At 64.2% G+C, this 21,697-nt stretch carries 19 protein-coding genes and 1 pseudogene; 17 read left to right on the top strand and 3 right to left on the bottom strand.

Going from position 1 to position 21,697, the window contains the following annotated elements:
* On the top strand, positions 1 to 794 hold a 794-nt coding region (locus tag GTP55_RS26125; protein ID WP_161047721.1), incomplete at its 5' end, for an IS110 family RNA-guided transposase.
* A gap of 32 nt (positions 795 to 826) precedes the next feature.
* Here the strand turns inward: GTP55_RS26125 and GTP55_RS26130 are convergent.
* Together GTP55_RS26130 and GTP55_RS26135 are read right to left on the bottom strand one after the other, a co-directional pair.
* Entirely contained in the window at positions 827 to 1,252 is a 426-nt protein-coding gene (locus GTP55_RS26130) for a hypothetical protein (protein ID WP_161047722.1), read from the bottom strand.
* 60 nt (positions 1,253 to 1,312) lie between these two features.
* Complete coding sequence (locus GTP55_RS26135; RefSeq protein ID WP_161047723.1) at positions 1,313 to 1,921, bottom strand: OmpW/AlkL family protein; 609 nt, start codon at positions 1,919 to 1,921, stop codon at positions 1,313 to 1,315.
* Positions 1,922 to 2,072: 151 nt separating this feature from the next.
* Between GTP55_RS26135 and GTP55_RS26140 the strand changes: the two genes are divergently transcribed.
* The 11 genes and pseudogenes from GTP55_RS26140 to GTP55_RS26190 form a co-directional block, all read left to right on the top strand.
* Positions 2,073 to 2,576 carry a (2Fe-2S)-binding protein gene (locus GTP55_RS26140; RefSeq protein WP_161047724.1) on the top strand — a complete coding sequence of 168 codons (504 nt, stop codon included), beginning with the start codon at positions 2,073 to 2,075 and terminating at the stop codon, positions 2,574 to 2,576.
* Positions 2,573 to 4,771, top strand: coding sequence for a xanthine dehydrogenase family protein molybdopterin-binding subunit (locus GTP55_RS26145; protein ID WP_161047725.1), 2,199 nt, complete (start codon positions 2,573 to 2,575; stop codon positions 4,769 to 4,771). Before GTP55_RS26140 ends, GTP55_RS26145 begins: the two co-directional genes overlap by 4 nt.
* Position 4,772: 1 nt before the next feature.
* Complete coding sequence (gene soxX, locus GTP55_RS26150; protein WP_161047726.1) at positions 4,773 to 5,303, top strand: sulfur oxidation c-type cytochrome SoxX; 531 nt, start codon at positions 4,773 to 4,775, stop codon at positions 5,301 to 5,303.
* On the top strand, positions 5,300 to 5,749 hold the full coding sequence (locus GTP55_RS26155; protein WP_161047727.1) for a SoxY-related AACIE arm protein: 450 nt from the start codon (positions 5,300 to 5,302) through the stop codon (positions 5,747 to 5,749). The genes soxX and GTP55_RS26155 overlap by 4 nt, the downstream gene beginning before the upstream one ends.
* Positions 5,749 to 6,075 carry a thiosulfate oxidation carrier complex protein SoxZ gene (gene soxZ / locus GTP55_RS26160; protein ID WP_161047728.1) on the top strand — a complete coding sequence of 109 codons (327 nt, stop codon included), beginning with the start codon at positions 5,749 to 5,751 and terminating at the stop codon, positions 6,073 to 6,075. Before GTP55_RS26155 ends, soxZ begins: the two co-directional genes overlap by 1 nt.
* Entirely contained in the window at positions 6,072 to 6,803 is a 732-nt protein-coding gene (soxA, locus tag GTP55_RS26165; RefSeq protein ID WP_161047729.1) for a sulfur oxidation c-type cytochrome SoxA, read from the top strand. Before soxZ ends, soxA begins: the two co-directional genes overlap by 4 nt.
* On the top strand, positions 6,800 to 7,138 hold the full coding sequence (locus GTP55_RS26170; protein ID WP_229258171.1) for a c-type cytochrome: 339 nt from the start codon (positions 6,800 to 6,802) through the stop codon (positions 7,136 to 7,138). The genes soxA and GTP55_RS26170 overlap by 4 nt, the downstream gene beginning before the upstream one ends.
* Positions 7,135 to 8,406: an NAD(P)/FAD-dependent oxidoreductase gene (locus GTP55_RS26175; protein WP_161047730.1), complete on the top strand. Its 1,272-nt coding sequence runs from the start codon at positions 7,135 to 7,137 to the stop codon at positions 8,404 to 8,406. The genes GTP55_RS26170 and GTP55_RS26175 overlap by 4 nt, the downstream gene beginning before the upstream one ends.
* A 75-nt stretch (positions 8,407 to 8,481) precedes the next feature.
* Complete coding sequence (locus GTP55_RS26180) at positions 8,482 to 11,868, top strand: DUF4214 domain-containing protein (RefSeq protein ID WP_161047731.1); 3,387 nt, start codon at positions 8,482 to 8,484, stop codon at positions 11,866 to 11,868.
* Positions 11,869 to 12,048: 180 nt separating this feature from the next.
* Positions 12,049 to 12,186, top strand: a complete 138-nt coding sequence (locus tag GTP55_RS30220) for a hypothetical protein (RefSeq protein WP_161047732.1) — start codon at positions 12,049 to 12,051, stop codon at positions 12,184 to 12,186.
* Positions 12,187 to 12,203: 17 nt separating this feature from the next.
* Positions 12,204 to 13,120, top strand: a pseudogene (locus GTP55_RS26190) (MFS transporter); the annotation flags it as partial.
* A 3-nt stretch (positions 13,121 to 13,123) separates the two neighbouring features.
* Here GTP55_RS26190 and GTP55_RS26195 read toward each other — a convergent pair.
* Positions 13,124 to 13,849, bottom strand: a complete 726-nt coding sequence (locus GTP55_RS26195; RefSeq protein ID WP_161047733.1) for a substrate-binding periplasmic protein — start codon at positions 13,847 to 13,849, stop codon at positions 13,124 to 13,126.
* A gap of 97 nt (positions 13,850 to 13,946) precedes the next feature.
* On the opposite strand from GTP55_RS26195, the gene GTP55_RS26200 reads away from it, so the two are divergent.
* The 5 genes from GTP55_RS26200 (at position 13,947) to tssG (ending at position 21,691) form a co-directional block, all read left to right on the top strand.
* Positions 13,947 to 14,492 carry a type 1 glutamine amidotransferase domain-containing protein gene (locus GTP55_RS26200; RefSeq protein ID WP_161047734.1) on the top strand — a complete coding sequence of 182 codons (546 nt, stop codon included), beginning with the start codon at positions 13,947 to 13,949 and terminating at the stop codon, positions 14,490 to 14,492.
* A gap of 96 nt (positions 14,493 to 14,588) precedes the next feature.
* Positions 14,589 to 15,497 carry a hypothetical protein gene (locus GTP55_RS26205; protein ID WP_161047735.1) on the top strand — a complete coding sequence of 303 codons (909 nt, stop codon included), beginning with the start codon at positions 14,589 to 14,591 and terminating at the stop codon, positions 15,495 to 15,497.
* 68 nt (positions 15,498 to 15,565) lie between these two features.
* Positions 15,566 to 18,856 carry a DEAD/DEAH box helicase gene (locus tag GTP55_RS26210; protein WP_161047736.1) on the top strand — a complete coding sequence of 1,097 codons (3,291 nt, stop codon included), beginning with the start codon at positions 15,566 to 15,568 and terminating at the stop codon, positions 18,854 to 18,856.
* A 100-nt stretch (positions 18,857 to 18,956) separates the two neighbouring features.
* Complete coding sequence (tssF, locus tag GTP55_RS26215) at positions 18,957 to 20,789, top strand: type VI secretion system baseplate subunit TssF (RefSeq protein ID WP_161047737.1); 1,833 nt, start codon at positions 18,957 to 18,959, stop codon at positions 20,787 to 20,789.
* Positions 20,753 to 21,691, top strand: coding sequence for a type VI secretion system baseplate subunit TssG (tssG, locus tag GTP55_RS26220; protein ID WP_161047738.1), 939 nt, complete (start codon positions 20,753 to 20,755; stop codon positions 21,689 to 21,691). The genes tssF and tssG overlap by 37 nt, the downstream gene beginning before the upstream one ends.
* Positions 21,692 to 21,697: the final 6 nt, after the last annotated feature.

A 21,697-nucleotide genomic window follows, 5' to 3' on the forward strand; every position in this document is an offset into this window, starting at 1 on the left:
CACTGCATGATGCCGGGTTGATGGTCAGTGTGGTCAATCCGGGCTGCATCAAAGGTTTCGGCCAGAGTGAAAATCTGCGCAATAAAACCGACAAGGCCGATGCGGCCCTGATCGCGCGGTACTGCGCAGCCATGTCGCCGAAGCGGTGGACACCACCACCGTTGGAGCAACGCCAACTGCGGGCATGGTCGCAGCGCATACAAGCGTTGAAGGACATGCGTCAGCAGGAGAGCAACCGCCTGGAAAGCTACACGGTCAGCGGCATGAACGAGGTCGCCGAGCATGCCCGCTCCCTCATTGCCTGGTTGGACGCGCAGATCAAACAGCTCGAAGTGGATATGGACGACCATATCAACCGCCATCCAGGCCTCAAGCATGACGTTGAGCTGCTGACAAGCATTCCGGGGATCGGTAACACGACGGCAGCACGGCTCCTGGGGCAACTAGGCGACATCCGGCGCTTTGGCAGCGCTAAGCGGTTTGCCGCATTCCTTGGAGTCACGCCGCGCCAGCGCAGTTCGGGAACCTCGATCAAGGGCCGCACGATGATGAGCCGCACCGGCAGCTTATCGCTGCGCGCAGCACTGTACATGCCGGGCATGGTGGCGAGCCGCTATAACCCGCTACTGCGGCCATTTGCGCTGCGATTGGCTGCAACCGGTATGGCCAAGAAGGCCGTCATCGGCGCCGTCATGCATAAGCTGGCGCATTTCATTTACGGCGTCATCAAAACAAACAAGCCCTTTGACCCCAATTACCTGGCGAAAGGGCTTGCTATTCAAGACGGTATCTGACCCCGTACGGGGTCAGACCCTTTCGTTTGGGGTTATTTGGTATCGGCAGGGACGGTTTCTACGACCGCCGCTTCGTAGACGAATTTGCCGCCGTCGTCGCGGAACACGCCCATCAGCTCGCCGCCGTCGCCTTTGACGTCCGGATATTGCGTGCAGGTCTGCGTTTCCACCTGCCACATCTCTTGCCCGGCGCGCAGCGTCCAGACGTTGTCGCCGCCGGACAGCAGTTCGATTTCCACTTCATCGGCCGGCATGTCGGTCAGCTCGATGCGGCGCAGGCAGTCGGGCAGGCGCTGCATGATCAACTCCACCCGGCTGTCCTTGCTCCAGAAGTGCTTCTGCACCCGATGGATGGTCAGCGCATGGTTGCCGACCGGGCCGTCCGCGTAGTACGAGGCGCTGTCGTCAACGCATGCCGCCAGCAGCAGCGGCATCAGGAGGAACAGGATCTTGCGCATGGGCTTTCCGTGGGTGGCTATCGATTGACCTCATTATAGCCGCCCCACCTGGCGACCCCATCAGAAGCGGTAGCCGATACCCACTCCCAATAGCACCGGATCCACTTTCACGCGGCTGGCCTTGGCGCCGCTGATCATCACGTCGCTGCGGATCTGCACTTTCTTGATGTCGAAGTTGATCGACCAGTTCTTGTCGATCGCCACATCGGCGCCCGCTTGCAGCGCCAGGCCGAAGCTGTCATGTTCCAGGCTGCCCGCGCCGCCCAGCAGGTTCACCTTGGAGAAGGTGGTGTAGTTGACGCCCGCGCCCACGTACGGACGGAAGCTGGCGTCCGGCAGGAAGTGGTATTGCACCGTCAGCGTTGGCGGCAGGTGCTTGATGGTGCCGATGTTGGCGCCGTCCAGCGAGACGTCGTGTTTTTGCGGGTAGGTCAGAATCAGCTCGGTGGCGATGTTCTTGGTGAAGAAATAGGAGACGTCAAATTCCGGAATGGTCTTGTTGCTGACGTGGATGCGGTCGGAGGCGCCGACGCCGCCAACGGGATCCGATTTGTCGGCGGTGTCGATGTGCACGGCGCGCACGCGCACCAGCCACGGGCTTTCTTGGGCCATCGCGTTGCCGGTCATCAGGGTCAGGGCGGCCAATACTGCTGCTACGGTCTTGCTCATTTTACTTCCCTCTTTTTGTCGTTGAGTAACGTGGGGAAGTCTATTGATGCGGTGCACTAAAAACATTGATCCAAGTCAAAATTTTCCAACTGTGAAACGATGGTAGTATGACCAGCGATCGATTTTCCTACCTTACTAACAGGAGACCTGGATGGCCAAGCTCAACGTCAACGGTGCAGTCATGGAGTACGAGGCGGAGGACGATACGCCGCTGTTGTGGGTGATCCGCGAACAGCTGGGACTGACCGGCACCAAGTATGGTTGCGGCGTCGCCCAGTGCGGCGCCTGCACCGTGCATATCGATGGACAGGCAGTGCGCAGCTGCGTCTATCCGGCATCGGCGGTCACCGCCGCGCAGAAGATCACCACCATTGAGGGCCTGTCGGCCGACGGCTCGCATCCGATTCAGAAAGCCTGGGCGGCGCTGGATGTGCCGCAGTGCGGCTTCTGCCAGTCCGGCATGATCATGGCCGCCGCCGCGCTGGTGCGCGACAAGCCCAAATGTACCGACGCCGATATCGATGCGGCGATGACCAACATCTGCCGATGCGGCACCTACAACCGCGTGCGCAAGGCGATCCACGTGGCGGTGCGCGGCAGCGATCCGGCCAGCGCCGGCCTGGCGATTGAACGCATCGCAGGGAGCAAGGCATGAACGCGCCGCATTTTACCGGCGCCTCGCGTCGCAGCTTCATGAAGATGGCCGGCGGCCTGGTGGTCGCCTTCCATATTCCGTTCGATGCGATGGCGGCCGAGCAGACGCCGATCGCCAAGGGCGCCTCCGGCGCCACGCCGGAAGTCAACGCCTGGGTGGTGATCAAGCCGGATGACAGCATCGTGATCCGCATCGCCCGTTCCGAGATGGGGCAGGGCACGCTGACCGGCCTGGCGCAGTTGGTGGCGGAAGAGCTGGACGCCGACTGGAGCAAGGTCACCACCGAGTATCCGTCGCCGGGACAGAACCTGGAGCGCAAGCGCGTGTGGGGCAGCTTCTCCACCGGCGGCAGCCGCGGCGTGCGCGAGTCGCACGACTATGTGCGCAAGGGCGGCGCCATCGCCCGCACCATGCTGGTACAAGCCGCCGCCGATGCGTGGAAGGTGCCGGCGTCCGAATGCGTGGCCGCCGCCAGCATCATCACGCACAAGCCGTCCGGCCGCACCATCAGCTATGGCAAGGTGGCCGATGCCGCCGCCAGACTGACGGCGCCGACGGAAGTGGCGCTGAAAGATCCGAAGGACTGGAAGCTGGCCGGCAAGCGCCTGGCGCGTCTCGATACGGTGGACAAGACCACCGGCGCGCAAATCTACGGCATGGACATCAAGCTGCCCGGCATGCTGAACGCCGCCATCAAGGACTGCCCGGTATTCGGCGGCACCGTGAAGAGCTTTGACGCCGCCGCCGCCGAGAAGCGTCCCGGCGTGAAGAAGATCTTCAAGCTGGGCGACACCGCCGTGGTGGTGGTGGCAGACACCTGGTGGCGCGCCAAGTCCGCGCTGGATGCGATCACCATCGAGTGGGACAAGGGACCGAACGCCAAGCTGTCCAGCAAGGACATCGCCGCCACGCTGAAGGCCGCGCTGGATGCGCCGGAGGCGGTGGTCGGCAATGCGAACGGCGACGCCAGGGCGGCCATCGCATCGTCCAAGCGCAAGATCGAGGCGGTGTATTCCTTCCCGTGGCTGAATCACGCCACCATGGAGACCATGAACGCCACCGCGATCTGGACGCCGGAGCGCTGCGAAGTCTGGACGCCGACGCAAAACGGCGAGGCTGCACTGGCCGCCACCGCCGAAGCGGCCGGCCTGCGCGCCGCCAAGTGCGACGTCTACAAGATGCATCTGGGCGGCGGCTTTGGCCGGCGCGGCGCCACGCATGACTGGGTGACGCAGACGGTGAAGATCGCCAGGGAGTTCCCCGGCACGCCGATCAAGTTGATCTGGACGCGCGAGGAGGACATGCTGCACGGCCGCTATCACCCGATCACGCAGTGCAAGCTGACGGCGGGGCTGGATGACAAGGGTAATGTGACGGCGCTGCATATGCGCATTGCCGGCCAGTCGATCCTGGCGTCGCTGGGCTCCACGCTGAAGGACGGCAAGGACCCGGTGGTGTTCCAGGGCTTGAACGCACCGGGACCGGAAGCGTCGATCGGTTACAGCTTCCCGCATCTGCTGGTGGATCATGCGATGCGCAATCCGCCGGTGCCGGCTGGCTTCTGGCGCGGCGTGAACCTGAACCAGAATACGATTTACCTCGAATGCTTCATGGACGAACTGGCCCACGCGACCAGGCAGGACCCGCTGGCCTTCCGCCGCAAGCTGATGGCGGAGCATCCGAAGCATCTGGCGGTGCTGAACGCGGTGGCTGAGAAGATCGGCTGGAACAAGCCGGCGCCGAAGGGCGTGTATCGCGGCTTGGCGCAGACCATGGGCTTCGGCAGTTACGTCGCCGCGTGCGCCGAGGTGTCGGTGGACCGCAAGACCGGCAAGGTAAAGATCCTGCGCATCGTTGCGGCGACCGATCCAGGATACGCGGTCAATCCGCAGCAGATCGAGGCGCAGGTGGAGGGCTCGTTTGTGTATGGGCTGTCCGCAGCGCTGTACGGCGAGTGCACGCTGAAGGATGGACAGATGGAGCAGTCCAACTTCGATACCTATCAGGTGATGAAGCTGGACGAGATGCCGAAGGTGGAGTCGATCATCATGCCGTCCGGCGGTTTCTGGGGCGGCGTGGGCGAGCCGACGATTGCGGTGGCCGCGCCGGCGGTGCTGAACGCTATCTTCGCCGCCACCGGCAAGCGCGTGCGCGATCTGCCGTTGAAGAACCACAGCCTGGTGAAGAAGGCTTAGCATGACGGCGCGCGGCAGCAGCGGCGGCAGGGTAGCGAGCGCGCTGGCCCTGGCCGCGCTGCTGCCATGCGCCGCCAAGTCGGCCGCCGCTGGCCCGGCCGCGCAAGCCGCCCCGGCTAGCGGCGATCTGCGCGTCGCCACCGCTACGACGCTGCTGGTGACCGCCGACGGGATTGCGTCCCCGCTGCCCGGCGCAGCGGCGGGCGACGCCGCACGCGGCCGCGCCATCGTCGCCAACCGCCAGTTGGGCCTATGCCTGCTGTGCCACACCGGCCCCATACCTGAAGAACGCTTCCAGGGCAACCTGGCCCCCGACCTGCAAGGCGCGGGACAGCGCTGGACCGCCGCACAACTGCGCCTGCGCATCGTGGACGCCAGCCGTGTCAATCCCGCCACCATCATGCCCGCCTACTACAAGACTGAAGGCCTGACTCGCGTGGCCGCAAGCTACCAAGGCAAAACCATCCTGACCACGCAGCAGATCGAAGACGTGGTGGCCTGGCTGCAAACACTCAAGGAGCCCGCACCATGAAGCGCCGCGACCTGCTGGCCGTCGGCGCCGGTCTGACCATGCTGGCGCTGGTCCGCCCCGCATCGGCCACGCCGGCGGAGATGGCTGCCGCCATCAACAGCTTCACCGGTGGCGCCAAGCCGCAAACGGGCAAGGTGAAGTTCGACATCGCCCAACTGATCGACAACGGCAACGCCGTCCCGGTCACCATCTCGGTGGACAGCCCGATGAGCGCCACAGACCATGTCAGCGCCATCGGCATCTTCACCGAGCGCAATCCGCAAACGGAAGTGGCGGTATTCACGCTAGGCCCACGCGCCGGCAAAGCCGAAGTCTCCACCCGCATCCGCCTCGCCACCTCGCAACGACTAATGGCCGTGGCGCGCATGAGCGACGGCAGCTACTGGTCGCAGGGTGTAGAGGTCATCGTCGCACTGGCGGCGTGCGTGGAAGGGGAGGCGCCCTGATGGCCCGCGCCCTGATCCACATGCCGGCCAGCGCAAAGCGCGGCGAAATCATCGAGATCCGCGCGTTGATCGGCCACCCGATGGAAACCGGCTACCGCGTCGGTGCGGACGGCAAGCTGCTGGCGCGCGACATCATCCGCAAGTTCGCCTGCCGCTACAACGGCGAACAAGTCTTCCGCGCGGAGCTGCATCAGGCCATATCGGCCAATCCGTACATCACCTTCTTCACGGTGGCGACGGACAGCGGCACGCTGGAATTCACGTGGGACGGCGACAATGGCTTTGCCCACACCGAGAAGATGACCCTGACGGTGAACGCACCATGAAATGGCTGCTGGCCTTGGCGCTGGTGGCCGCATCGGCGCTGGCTGCGGACGACCGCCGCTCCGGCGCGGAATTCATGAGCGCCGCCACCCAAGCCATGCAGCGCGACGATGCTCAAAATCCCGCCATGCTATGGGTCGCCAACGGCGAAGCGGAGTGGAACAAGTCGTGCGTCAAATGCCATGGCGATGCGCGCAGCAGCATGCGCGGCGTGGCGGCGCGCTTTCCGGCGTTTGATACAGGGAGTGGCAAAGTGGTCAACCTGAGCCAGCGCATCAATCTGTGCCTTGAGCGCAAGCTGCATGCCGCGCCGCTGCGGCTGGAAAGCGAGGAGCTGCTGGCGCTGGAGGCCTATTTGGCGATGCAGTCGCGCGGCATGCCGGTGGCGCCGCCGCAGGATGCCCATACCCGTGCCGCCGCCGCGCGCGGACAGCAGTTGTACAAGCAGCGCATCGGGCAGTTGAATTTATCGTGCGCGCAGTGCCACGACCAGCAGTGGGGCAAGCGTCTGGCGGCCAGCACTATCCCGCAGGCGCATGCGGCGGCGTATCCCATCTACCGGCTGGAGTGGCAGGCGATGGGCTCACTGCAGCGCCGGCTGCGCAACTGCATGAGCGGCGTGCGCGCCGAAGTGCCGCCGTTTGGCGCGCAGGAATTGACGGAACTGGAGGCCTGGCTCGCGGTCCGCGACCAGGATATGAAAATGGAATCGCCGGGAGTACGACCATGATACTGAAGCCTATGCTTATCGCCTTGCTGGGAGCCGCCAGCGTAATGGGTACGATGGCGGCTGCAACGGCGGCCGCTGCGCCAACCGTCTCCGCCGGCGCGCGACTCGCCGCCACCTGCGCCGCCTGCCATGGCACCAACGGCGATACCCACGGCAGCACGCTGCCGCGCCTCGCTGGCCAACCCGAGCAAGCCCTGTCGGCCAGCCTGCATGCCTTCAAGACTGGCCAGCGAACCTCCACCATCATGACGCAGATCGCCAAAGGCTACACCGACGAACAACTCGGCCTGCTGGCCGCCTACTTTGCCGCGCAAAAGCCGGGAGCCGCCAAATGAAGCGCCGCCAATTCCTGCACGCCGCCGGCGCCACTGCCTTCCTCGCCGGCTGTACCACTATCACTGGCCAGGCCAAGCCGCAAGTGGTGGTCGTCGGCGGCGGTTACGGCGGCGCCACGGCCGCCCGCTACATCCGGCTGTGGAGCGACAGCAGCATCGACGTGACGCTGATCGAACCGAACGCGCAGTTTATCTCCTGTCCGCTGTCCAACCTCGTGCTGGGCGGCTCAAGGCAGATCGGCGACCTGACCATGTCCATCCAGGCGCTGGCCGACAAGCACGGCGTGCGCATCATCCGCGACTTCGTCACCAGCGTCAACGCCGACAAACGCACGCTGGCGCTGGCCGGCGGCCAATCACTGAGCTACGACCGCCTGATCGTCTCGCCCGGCGTCGACTTCATGTGGGACCAGCTGCCCGGCATGCTGAAAAAGGGCGCGCAGGACGCCATCCTCCACGCCTGGAAAGCCGGCGCGCAAACCGTCGCCCTGCGCGCGCAGCTGGAAGCAATGCCGGACGGTGGCGTCTACGCCATGACCATTCCGCCGGCGCCCTACCGCTGCCCGCCGGGTCCCTACGAACGCGCCTCGCAAGTCGCCTTTTATTTCAGCCGTCACAAACCCAGATCCAAAGTCTTGATCCTCGACGCCAACGACGACGTGGTGTCCAAAGGGCCGCTGTTCAAAAAAGTATGGAAAGACCGCTACAGCGGCATCATCGATTACCGCCCAGCGTTCCGCATCGCCGATATTGACGCCGGCGCTCGTACCGCCATCTCCGAGCTGGGCGACAAGGTGCAGGCCGACGTGCTGAATGTAATCCCGCCGCAGCGCGCCGGCAGCATCGCCATGCAGAGCGGCCTGGCCAACGTCAACGCGCGCTGGTGCGGCGTCGACTTCCTCAGCTTTGAATCGACGCAAAGCAAAAACATTCACGTGCTGGGCGACGCCATCGCCGTGGCGCCGCTGATGCCCAAGTCCGCGCACATGGCCAACCAGCACGCCAAGGTCTGTGCGGCGGCCGTGGTGGACCTGCTCAGCGGCCGCGCGCCCGATCCGCAGCCGATGCTGACCAACACCTGCTATAGCTTCGTCTCCGACCAGGATGTGATCCATGTCGCCTCGGTCCATGCCTACAACGCCGAGAAGAAAACGCTGCTGGTGGTACCCGGTTCCGGTGGCGTCTCCAGCACCGCCAGCCCAATGGAAGGCGCATACGCGCTGAACTGGGCACGCAATATCTGGGCGGACACATTGGGCGGCGCGTGACTATTTGATAGTTTTTCTAAACGGCAATTTGGTAATATGGGTAAATCTATGTAAAAGTTAACTTATCAAAATACTATGGCCGACGACTACAGCGCGAGCATCATTACCACTGGCAAACTGACAGTCGGCGGCAGCACCACCGGCGTGGTGGACACCACTTACGATACCGACTGGTTCAAGATCTCGCTGACGGCCGGTACCACCTATTTGCTCTCCGTCGCTGGCGGCGCAAACAGCGGCGCGCTAAACAATTTCAGTACCGTTGAACTGTCGATGTACAACGCCCAGGGCAGCATAGGATCGTATCTGTCAACCTACACCAGCGCGACCGGCGCGGTGGCACAGTTTACGGCACAGAGCAGTGGCACCTATTTTCTCAGCATGCGCAGCTACTACACCGGTGGTTACACCGTAAAAGCGGCCACGCCAGCGGCGGACGACTACAGCGCCAATGCGCAAACCACTGCCACCCTGACGAATGGCGTGCCGGCTTCTGGCGTTTTTGAGCGTCTCGATGATATCGACTGGTTCAAATTCCACGCCGATGCCGGTCAGGTGATCGGCTTTACCGGCGCCGGGGTCGTGACGAATTCGTCTTACTCGAATGCGACGGTGTACGACGGCAATGGCAATTACAAGACCTACGTGGGGCAGGCGCCATTCATCGCCACCACCAGCGGCGACTATTATTTGGCCGTCAGCGCCGGCGGGCTCCTCGGCGCCTATAGTCAGACCATGCAGATCATCGCCGACGATTATGCCAACGACAATACCAGTTCCGCCCAGCTGTTCGCCGGCAGCCAGGTCAGCGGCAGCATCGACTACTATGCCGATGTCGACCGCTTCAAGATCAGCCTGGAGGCAGGCAGTATTTACACGCTGACCTTGAAACCGCAAGGCACCGGTGGGGGCGCGCCATCGCTGGACATATATCTGCCTTCCGGTTCGTATGACTATCAGAATTCCGGCAGCATGGCGAGCGATGGCAGCGTTACCTTGCGCTATCAGGCCACGGTGAGCGGCGTGTACGGCATCGGCGTGCGCGGCACCGTCGTGCAGTCTTATGTGCTGTCCGCTTCTACCGGCGAACTCGACGATTATGGCAACACCCAGGCCACCGCCGCCGCCCTGGCGCTGGGCGATGCGGTCAGCGGCGAGCTGCAAGGCCCGCGCGATATCGATATGTTCAAGGTTGACCTGAAAGCGGGCGTGACCTATAACTTTGCTTTGACCAGCGATGCTCCATCGGCCTACAACATCGCCAGTCAACTGCTGGACGTCAACGGTCAGTCGTTGGCCAGTCTGGGCTATACCGGGAGTGGCAGCGCTTACAGTTATACGCCAAGCAAGGATGGCACCTACTATCTGTCCCAGAGCAACTACTATGCAAACACCGGCAACATCGCCTTTACGCTGACCGCCAGCGCGGCCACGGACGACTTCGGCGCCAATACCGCCACCCCAGGCCGCCTCAGCATCGGCGGCGCCACCAAAGGCGTCATTGAAAGCGGCGGCGACCGCGACTGGTTTGCCGTGTCGCTCAATGCCGGCGGCTATTATTGGTTCAAGCTGGATGGCGCCGCCGAGGGCGGCGGCACGCTGAGTTCGTCCAGCTACGTGTCGTTCAAGGTGCTCGACAGCAACGGCAATCAGGTGGCCGGCACCTCGAACTATAGCTATGGCACCGGTATCATCGTTCCGTTTACCCCGGCCACCAAGGGCACGTATTACGTGGAAGTCGGTTCCACCAGCAATAGTGGCAGCTATACGGTCAAGGCCCAGCTGGGCAAGGCCGACGACTACGGCAATGACCAGGCCCATGCCGCCGCCATGGCGCCCGACAGTGTGGTCAAGGGCGAACTGGAACTGGCGACGGACAAGGACGTGTTCAAACTGAGCGTCGTCGCCGGCATGACCTATTCGGTGGAGCTGGGGCCGCAAACCGGCACGGACTACTACTCGCTCAACCTCGATGTCAGCGGACCGGGCTACCTCAACGTCCGTTATGTCAGCAGCAACGACAAGGTGGTGCGCCTGTTTGAGGCCAGTGCGAGCGGCGATTATTACGTGACAGTGTCGGCCTCTACCTCCAACCACTGGAGCGGCGCCTATACGCTGGTGGCCAAGTCGATGGGGATCGATGATTTCAGCGCCGATGCCAAGACCACTGCCGTGCTCACCCCGGCCGCGCCGCTGCACGGCGTGATCGGCGTGGCCGACGACCATGACTGGATCAAGGTCCACCTGGACGCCGGCCACAGCTATGTGTTCGACCTGAAAGGCAACAAGAGCGGCGGCGGCACGCTGGACACCGGCGTTTTGTATGGCGGCCTCGCCAGCATGACCCTGTTGACAGCGAGCGGCACCAGCCTGGCCTATTCCAGCCTGCCCGACGCCAGTGGCGGCAGCGACCCGCGGCTCCATTATTGGGCCACCGCCACCGGCGACTATTACCTCGATGTGCGCGGCACTGGACAGGCCGGCAATACCGGCAGCTACACGGTGGCGGAATTCCAGGCCAACCTCGACACGACCGGGCCGAGACTGCTGTCGAGCAGTATCGCGGCCGGCGCCATCGACGTCGGGCTGAAGCCGACATTCACGTTGACCTTTGATGAAACCATCATGCTCGGCAGCGGCGTCACGCTGACCGATGGCTATGGCGCGGTGGTGCAGGGCGCCTATGGCCCGCTGTTGGCCACGGTGGCCGGCAACACGCTGACGGTCGATCCGCGCGCCAACCTGATGCCGGGCATGACCTACACCGTCAACCTGCCGCAGGGCATCGTGGTGGATCTGGCCGGCAACAGCACCGGCTCGCAGAGCTTCTCGTTCACCACTATCAAGCCGGTCAGCGCCGGCACCAACGGCAATGATTACCTGATCGGCAGCGGCAATGGCCTGACGCTGGATGGCGGCGCCGGTACCGATACCGTGTATTACGCTTCCTCCCGCAGTTCCTTCAATATCTCCCGCGGCAGTGATGGTAGCGCGGTGGTCAGGGACTACCGCAGCGCCACCGGCGACAAGCTGGCCGGCGTCGAGCGCCTGCTGTTCAGCGACGGCGGGTATGCACTCGATACCGACGGCATCGGCGGCCAGGCTTATCGCTTGTACAAGAGCGCCTTCAACCGCGCACCAGACCAGGAAGGGCTGGGCTTCTGGATCACGCAAATGGACCACGGCATGAGCTTGAAGGAGGTGGCCAGTCTCTTCCTCAGCAGCCCTGAATTTGCCCGTACCTACGGCAGCGCGACCAGCGATGCCGACCTGGTCAAGCTGATGTATCAGAACGTGCTGGGGCGCGCGCCCGACGCCGAAGGCAACAGTTTCTGGTTGTCGCACCTGCAGAGCGATACCACACGTGCCGAGCTGCTGACCGCTTTCAGCGAAAGTGCGGAAAACCAGGCGGCCGTCGCCCAGGTGATTGGCAACGGCTTCGCCTACACGCCTTACGGCTAAGCCGGCGCTACCAGCCGCCGCCCGCCGCGCGGCAGGTGGCAACGCAGCGCGGGCGTTGTCCGCGTTCACGCGCGCCATCTGGTCGCGTGAGGTCAGTCGCTGGCGCTGTTCTTCCAGCACCTCGTACAGGCTGACGGCGCCGCCTGTGTAGGCCAGTTCCGAGGCGTAGCGTGCGCGCGCATGGGCATCCACTTCCTGCGCCAGTTCCGTGTGCTGGTCTTCCAGTTGCGTGAGCGTGACGATGGCGTTTTCCACATCTTCAGCAGCATGCAGCACGCCGCCGAACGCCGCGCCGCCGCCTCCGGAGAACCAGCATGAGCAGCGCACCAAACCGGTGCCTGGAATACACGCTGGAAGAAGGTCCGCGCCTGGACTGGTTTGGCGATCAAGTGATCCTCACCACCGCGTGGATTTCCGGCCTGGCCGGCGTTGGCTTCATCTGGCGCACGCTGATTTACGCGCATCCCATCGTCGACCTGCGCGCGCTCAAGGACCGCAACTTCGCGCGGGCTGCTTTTTCTCCTTCATCGCCGGCATCGGCATCTTTGCCACGATTTATCTGACGCCGCTGTTCCTTGGCCGTGTGCGGGGTTTCAGCGCGCTGGAAATCGGCCTGGCCGTGTTCTCCACCGGCATATTCCAGATCATGTCGATCCCGCTGTATTCGTGGCTGGCCAACCGCGTCGACCTGCGCTGGCTGATGATGGTAGGGCTGGCCATGTTCACCGTCTCGATGTGGAACTTCGCGCCGATCACCCACGACTGGGGCGCGGACCAGCTGATGCTGCCGCAAGCCTTGCGCGGCATGGGCCAGCAGTTCGCCGTCGCGCCGGCCGTCACGCTGACGCTGGGCGGATTGGCGCCGGATCGTCTGAAGCTGGCCTCCGGCCTGTTTAACCTGATGCGTAACCTGGGCGGCGCGTTCGGCATTGCCGCCTGCGCGACCATCATCAACGATCGCACCAACCTGCATTTCCAGCGGCTGGCCGAGCATCTCAATGCCAGCAACGAAGCGATGGGGCAGATGTTGTCCGGCGCCGGCAGCAACCTGCTGGCGTGGGGACTGGATAACGGCAGCGCGCAAGCCGGCGCCTTGCGGCAGTTATGGCCGCTGACGCTGCGCGAGGCGCAAACGCAAACCTTCGGCGATGTGTTCCGGTGTGTGATGGTGCGCTTTGTACTGGCGTTTGCGATGGTGCCGCTGATGCGCAAGATCGCGCCGCCGAAAGCACCATCGGCCGATGCGCACTAAGGCTTAGCGGTAGCGCGCCAGGATCTGATCGACACTGCCGTCCTTGATGAGCGTGTCGATCACCCGCGAAATGTCGCTGAACGGCACCTGCGACTTCTGCGAGAACGCGCACTGCGCCTTATAAGACGAGAACACCAGGTCGCCGCGCACCTTCATGCCGGGATTGACGCGTTGCTGGTAGTTCAGCGTGGCCTCGCTGATCATTGTGTACGGCACCTTGCCGGCGATCATCTGCTGGATATTGGCTTCCATGTCGGGCGCATCGACGCGGCGGAAGCGCTGGCCCAGCACCTGCTCCACGCGCTGGTAGCGGTAGCCGACCACCGTGCCGACCGGCTTGTCGCGCAGGTCCTTGAGGGAGCGCACGTGCGGCATGTCGACGCGGACGGCAATCATTTCGGCGTCCGGGAATAGCGTCACGCTCCAGTGGTAGTCGCCGTCGATCCAGAACGGCGTCACATAGCACATGCCGTCGGCCCGTCCGCTGCTGAGTGACGGCTTGACTTCCGGGCCGTCGGCGTTGAGGTAGACGGCGCGGCGGCCCAGGCGCTGCGCCAGCATGTCGCCGAAATCCTTGACGATGCCGCCGGCCACCGCGCCGTTCTGGAAGCGCGCGATCGGCATGGCCTGATCGGTAGGCGCCAGCATCACCAGCTCGCCCGGACCGGCATGCGCGCCGGCGTACAGGGCCCAGAGTGCGGCGGGGAGGAGACGTAATGGTAAGCGCATGAGTCCATTATAGCGGCTGTATGTTGGACCCCGCACATGCAAGTGCCCGCGCCTGTGTCACGCTGTGACTCCTCAATGACAAGCATGGAGCACACTCATGACCAAGGCATTGCAAGACAAACGCATCGCAGTTCTGATGACCGACGGCGTGGAGCAGGTGGAGTACACCGGCCCGCGCGAATTCCTGGAGCAGCAGGGCGCCAGGGTAACCCTGATTTCGCCGAAGGCAAAAGGCGAACAGGTCCAGGGCTTTAACCACGCCGATCCGGCCGACAAATTTACCGTCGAACTGACCGTGAGCGACGCCCGCCCCGGCGACTTCGACGCGCTGGTGCTGCCGGGCGGCGTGTCCAATCCGGACGCGCTGCGCCTGGAGCAGGACGCCATCAAGTTCATCCGTGACTTCGGCCGCGAAGACAAGCTGATCGCCGCGATCTGCCACGGCCCGTGGACGCTGATCGACGCCGAGCTGGTCAAGGGCAAGCAGATCACCAGCTGGCCGTCGCTGCAACGCGACCTGCAAAACGCCGGCGCCGAGTGGCGTGATGAGCAGGTGGTGGTGGACGGCAAGCTGATCACCAGCCGCAAGCCGGACGACATTCCGGCCTTCAACCAGGCCATCCAGCAGGCGCTGGCCGCCTGATAATTTCTGCGCGGCAAACGGGCGCTCATTGGCGCCCGCTCGTCGTAGACTGAGCTTGAACATCGAGCTCATGCGCCTAAAACCTAGGAGATCATCATGAACCACACTCTGGCAGCTGTATTTGAAACCCGCGCCGAGGCCAATCTGGCCAAGGACGAACTGGTCCACAATGGCTACGACGCCAACGGCATCCAGATCCACGATTCCGGCAGCGTTGCCGGTACCGCCCGCATAGACGACAACGAGTCCATCCTCGGCCAGGTCAAGCAGATGTTCAGCGGCCTGGTGGGCCGCGAACACGCCGACCGCCATGTGTACGCCGAAGCGCTGAACCGCGGCCACACCGTGCTGTCGCTCGACACCCACTCGCTGGAATCGGCTGAACGCGCCGCCGACATCATCGAGGACTTCAATCCGATCGACATCGACGAACACGAAACCATGTGGCGCGCCAGCGGCTGGGGTGCGGACGTGCTGCGCAGCGGCACCGGCCCGCTGCAAACCAGCGTCGGCATGCAGCAGGCAGCGCCGGAGCAGCACGGCATTCGTCCACGCGAGGACGCGGTAGTGTTTGCCCGTTCCGAACAGGTGGTGCTGGCGCCGGGCGCCATGCAGCGCGGCGACGTGGGCAGCGGCAGTGTGCCGGCGGCGTCGGAAGCGGCGGTGGCCGACATCCAGAACACCGTGCAGCGCAGCGGCATGCGCATCTACCCGCGCAACGAGCCTAATCAGGACTCGCTGAACATTCTCACGGGCAACGAGCAGGAGGAAGACGACTACTTCCGTTCGCACTGGGAGAAAACCTACACCGGCGGCACCTTCCAGGAATATGACCCGGCTTACCGTTATGGCGAGTCGATGAAAGGCAATCCGGGCTACCGCGACAAGGAATGGAACGACGTCGAACCTGAGCTGCGCGCCAACTGGGAAAGCACGCAGCCGCAGTCGACCTGGGACAAGTTCAAGGACGCGGTGAAGCACGGCTGGGAGCGCATCACCGGTTAAACCCGGAGATGGGACAGGATCGGCGATAATGGCTGCTGTATAACCTTTGGGCAGCCTCGCCTTTCTTCATGCATTACACCGTAGACGACGTTCGCCATGGCTTTGATGGCGCCACCTTCAGACGTGGCGCCAGTTATTTCGACAGCGGCATGGTGCAATCCGTGGCGCTGGAAGGTGACGTCCTCAAGGGAAAAGTTGCCGGCAGTTCAAGCGATTTCTATCAGCAGTCGATTACGCTGGTGCAACGCGAACGTCAGGTGCGCTTCAAAGGCGATTGCACCTGCCCGATGGACTACAACTGCAAGCATGTGGTGGCGGTGCTGTTGGCCGCCGACAAGGCCGGCTTGAATGCCGGCGACGATGCGGATGCTCCCGCCGACGAATTGCCGTTCGCCATGTCGCAATGGTTGGCCAACGTCTCCTATCTGGCCGACTCGGCGCGCCGCCAGCACAGCGTGGGCAAGAACCTGCGCAAGAACGACAGCCGCGCCATTTACGTGTTGAAACCGCAAGCCGATACCGGCCGCATGCGACTCAACCTGTACAAAGGCAAGATCACCGCTGACGGCGAGATCCGCTCCGCCACCGGCATTCCCGATCTGCAAAACTTCCAGCACAAACCGCCGGCCTACTTGCGTTCCGAAGACCGGCCTATCGCCACCATGTTTAGCGGCCTGATGAACGGCATGTGGGGCAGCGGCACGCTGGATGTGGCCGTTGACGGCGTGGCGGCCTTCCTGCAATCGACCTCCGAATCCGGCGTGCTGTACCTGGCGACCGACAACGACGCGCTGCGCGGCCGCCTGCGGCAATTGCATGCCGGCCCAACGCGCGGCGGCCGCCTGGCCTGGCGCGCGGAAAACGAGCGCCTGCACCTGGGCTGGGCGTTTGATGACGGCATGGCGATCGACTACCTGCTGCCGAGTACGCCGCCGGCCTATGTCGCCGGCGAATTTATCGGCCAGCTGGACTTGCCCGCCGATCTGACCGTGCTGCCGTTGACGCAATGGCTGACGCTGGTTGAACAGGCGCCGGAGCTCTCCACCGCCCAGGCCGCATCGCTGGCCGAGGAGTTGCTGGCCGCCGGCCTGGAGCGCCTGCTGCCGCTGCCGCAGACCAAAAGCACCTTGCTGACCGGGCTGAAAGCAACCCCGGTGCTGACCTTGCAAACTAATCCAGGCACCGGCCGGGACGTGGCCTTGCTGGGATTCGACTATGACGGCCAGCGCGTTGGCGCCGATCCGCGCCTGCAACTGGTCCGCATCAGCAACAGCGCCATCGACACCATCGAGCGACACGCGCAGGACGAAGTGGCGGCAGCGGCAGCGCTGCAAGCGGCCGGCTTTACGCCCGCGCCGGCCGGCGCGACGCCCGGCACCTTGTATCTGCCTTCCGACCGCGCCTGGCTGGACTTCGTCAACAACACCGTGCCCGCGCTGCGTCAACAAGGCTGGCGGATCGATCTGCTGCCGGGCTTCCGCTTTGACCTGGCCGGGATTGACGACTGGTACGCCAACGTCAATGACGGCGGCGAAGGCTCCGCCAACAACTGGCTGGAGCTGGAGCTGGGCATCGTCGTCAACGGCGCGCCGGTGCCGCTGCTGCCGGTGCTGCTGCAACTGATCCGCCAGGCGCCGCGCGATTTCGCCCCGGCCGCGCTGGACATTCACGGCGACGACGAAGCGCTGCTGGCGGCCTTGCCCGACGGCCGGCGCGTGGCGCTGCCGTGGGGCCGCGTCAAGCCGATCCTGCGCACGCTGGGCGAGCTGTACTTCACCGACCGCGTCGGCGACACGCTGCGGATGACGCAACTCGACGCCGCCCGCCTGGCCGAACTGGAAACCGGCGCGCAACTGCGCTGGATGGGCGGCGAACGCCTGCGCGCGCTGGGCCGCAAGCTGGCCGCGTTCGAACAGGTGCAGCCGGTGGCCAGTCCGGCCGGGCTGCAAGCCAGCCTGCGTCAGTATCAGGCCGATGGGCTGGCGTGGATGCAGTTCCTGCGCGAATACGGCCTGGCCGGCATCCTGGCCGACGACATGGGCCTGGGCAAAACCATTCAGACCCTGAGCCACATCCTGGTGGAAAAAGAAGCTGGCCGCCTGACTTCGCCGGCACTGGTGGTAGCGCCGACCAGCCTGATGGCCAACTGGCAGGCGGAAGCGGCGCGCTTCACGCCCGGCCTGCGGGTGCTGGTGCTGACCGGGCCGGAACGCCTGCAACGCTTCGGCGACATGGCCCAGGCCGACCTGGTGCTGACCTCCTACGCGCTGCTGCCGCGCGACGAGGACGTGCTGCGGCAGCAGCGCTTCCACCTGCTGATCCTGGACGAGTCGCAGTACGTCAAGAACCACCGCTCCAAGGCGGCGCAGACCGCCGGCCTGCTGAAGGCCAGCCATCGCCTGTGCCTGACCGGCACGCCGATGCAAAACCACCTGGGCGAACTGTGGGCGCAATTCCACTTCCTCATGCCCGGTTTGCTGGGCGAGGAAAAAACCTTCAACACGCAGTTCCGCAAACCGATTGAAAAGCAGGGCGACAACGCGCGCAACGCCTTCCTGATCCGCCGCATCAAGCCCTTCCTGCTGCGGCGGACCAAGGACAACGTGGCCAAGGAACTGCCGCCGAAAACCGAAATGGTGCGCATGGTGGAACTGGCCGGCGCCCAGCGCGACCTGTACGAAACCGTGCGGCTGGCGATGGACAAGAAAGTGCGCGACGAAATCGCCCGCAAAGGCGTGGCGCGCAGCCAGATCGTCATCCTCGACGCGCTGCTCAAGCTGCGCCAGGTGTGCTGCGATCCGCGCCTGCTGAAAACCGCCACCGGACGCAAGGCTGAGGCCTCGTCGGCCAAGCTGCACGTGCTGCTGGAACTGATCGAGGAGCTGCTGTCCGAAGGCCGCAAGCTGCTGGTGTTCTCGCAGTTCACCAGCATGCTGGCGCTGATCGAGGAGGCGCTGCGCGAACGCGGCGTGCCGTATGCGCTGCTGACTGGCGACACCACCGACCGCGCGGCGCCGGTGGCGGCTTTCCAGGATGGCCAAGTGCCGGTGTTCCTGGTCAGCCTGAAGGCGGGCGGCGTTGGCCTGAATTTGACGGCGGCCGATACCGTCATCCACTACGATCCGTGGTGGAACCCGGCGGTGGAAAATCAGGCCACCGACCGCGCATGGCGCATCGGCCAGGACAAGCCGGTGTTTGTCTACCGCCTGATCGCGGCCGGTACGCTGGAGGAAAAAATCCAGCAGCTGCAACGCGCCAAGGCCGGCCTGGCCGACGCCGTGCTGGCCGACGGCGACGCGCAAGGCTTGCAGATCACGCCAGAAGATCTGCTCAGCGTGTTGTCGACCGGGATTACCTAGCGGCTTGTGTTTTCTCAAGGAGAACGGATTCGCCCCGTGACATGATCGGCAACCTGGGCAGTCCGGATGGTCGGGCGCCCATCTTGCGATGGACGTCACGATGGAAAAACTGCTGCCCTACTACGAACGCGAATTAAGCATGCTGCGGCGCGCCGGCGCCGAGTTTGCGGGGCGCTATCCCAAGCTGGCGGGCAGCCTGCAAGTGCGCGGCGAAAGCTGCGCCGATCCCCATGTGGAACGGCTGATCCAGGCCTCCGCCTTCCTCAACGCGCGCGTGGGCAAGCTGCTGGACGATGGCTACGCTTCCTTCACCGATGCGCTGCTTGGCATGCTGTATCCGCACTATTTGCGGCCGATTCCTTCCTGCTCCATCGCCCGCATCGACTACAGCGGCGCCAGGGCCAATGAAGTCAGCACCACCAGCGTACTGCCGCGCGGCGCGGCGATGAAATCGCTGGGGCAGGGTGCATTGCTGTGCCGCTTCCGCACTGTCTACGATGTGACGCTGGCGCCGGTCAGCATCAGCGGGGCGGGCTTTGAACCTTATCCGCAGATTCCTGCCAGCTTGCCGCTACCTCCGGGCGCCGGCTGCGCCATCAGCATCCGCATCGCCACCACTGCCGCCGGGCGCGCACTGGCGGCGCTGGACGTCTCCACGTTGCGCGTGTATCTCGACGGTGAAGCCTCGCTGCGCGCCAGCCTGCGTGACGCCATGTTCATGCATACCGCCTGCGCCTGCGTGGCAGCGGACGGCCATTGGCGCATGTTGAACCGCGTGCCCCTCACTCCCGTCGGCCTGGCGGCCGAAGAAGCACTGCTGCCGGCCGCTCCATCCGAACATGCTGCCTACCGGCTGCTGAGCGAATACTTTGCCTTCCCCGAAAAGTTCGACTTCGTCGACATCGACCTCGCTGCGCTGACCGCTGCCGCGCCAGAAGGCTGCACCGAGCTGACATTGCGCCTGCTGCTGCGCGACGTGCGTCCGGACACGCCAGCCGCCCGCATCCTCCGCACACTAAGCGCGGACAACCTGCTACTGAGCTGCACACCTGTCATCAACCTGTTCTCCCAGCCTGCCACGCCGATCCGCATCACCCACACGGCTAGCAGCTATCCGCTGATGGTGGATGGCATAACGGGCAGCGCTTGCGACATCTACAGCATCGACAGCGTGCAGGTGGTGCGCAAGACCGAGGATGGCAACGCGGTGACCGACTTCTTCCCCTACTACTCGCTGCGCCACGGCGAGGCGGAAAGCCGCAAGGGCCACTACTGGCTGGCGCAGCGCGAAGAGCTGATGGCGGCGGGCCACGAATATTCGCTCACACTCGTTGACCGCGACTTCTCGCCCGTGCAGGCGGACGACGGCACGGCCTCCGTGCGCCTCACCTGCACCAACCGCGATCTGCCGCATGGCTTGCAATACGGCCGCGCCAGCGGCGACCTGAATACCGAAAGCGCCATCGGCAACCTCCCCATCCGCCTGCTGCAGCGGCCGACTTTGTCGTATCGCCTGGCGAATGACGCGCGCCGTCAATGGGGACTGATCGCGCATCTGGCGCTGAACCACCGATCGCTGACGCAGGAAGGTCTGCCGGCGCTGACCGCCATGCTGCGACTGTACGCGCAGCAGGACAGCAGCGTATCGCAACGGCTGATCGATGGTGTGACGGCGCTATCGAATCATCCCGCCACGGCGTGGATACGGCAGGCGCAGGGCAATGCCTACCTGCGCGGTATCGAGGTGCATGTATCGCTGGATGAAGAAGCGTATGCGGGCGTGGGCATTCACGCCTTCGCGCAGATTCTGGACCAGCTGTTTGCGCTGCATGTGCATCTGAACAGCTTTACGCGACTGGTGGTGCTGTCGCACGTGAGCGGAAAGGAGTTGCTGCGATGCCCACCTCGCAACGGCGCACTGACGCTGGCGTGATCGGCCAGCTGCTGGCGACACCGCAGTGCTACGCCTTCTTCCAGGCGGTGCGGCTGGTGGAGCAGTGGCGGCCGGGCAGCGCGCGCTTCCGCAACCGGCTGGCGATGCGCTTCGCGCCGAGCGATATCGAGAACATCAGCGCCGATGACGATGGCGTGCGGATTACGCCGGCGTTCATCGGCATGCTGGGCAACCAGGGCATGCTGCCGCTGCATTACTCGGAACGCATCGCGCGGCATGAGAAGGATCACAACGACGGCGGGCCACGGGCATTTCTGGATCTGCTGTCGCATCGGCCGGTGCAGATGCTGTATCAGGCGTGGACGCGGCGGCGGCCGGAATGCATGGAAGATGAATTCCTCGACATGCTGAATGCGCTAGCCGGAAAACAGATCAGCGACGAAATCGTCGACCGCGAAACGCTGGCCTTCTACGCAATGCAGATACGCAGCCGCACGCTGTCTGCACCGCTGCTGGCGGGGATGTACACGGAATACTTCGGCGTGTCGGTCGCGGTGGAGCAGCTGGTCGGCCGATGGAGCGCACTGCCGGCCGGCGACCAGGCACAGTTGGGCCGCGCAAATGTGGATCTGGGCGGTGGCGTGATGCTCGGTGGTCGCATCTACAACTGCGATGCGCGCGTCCGTCTGCATATCGGGCCACTGGACAAGACCCGCTACGAGCGCTTCCTGCCCGGTCACACCAGCGCGCGGCACCTGCAAGCGATGCTGGAACTGCACTGCGGCGTGGGCATGACGTGGGAAGTGCATCTGATCCAGCATGCACAGGACATGCGCGGCGTGCGGCTTGACGCCAATAGCCGCTTGGGCGTGAACGCCAGGCTGCTGAGCCGACCCGCCACGCAGGATCACGATGAGTTGATGTATCTGCTGCATACCTAAGGAGCG

This window comes from Duganella margarita (assembly GCF_009857535.1).
GTDB lineage: Bacteria > Pseudomonadota > Gammaproteobacteria > Burkholderiales > Burkholderiaceae_D > Rugamonas > Rugamonas margarita.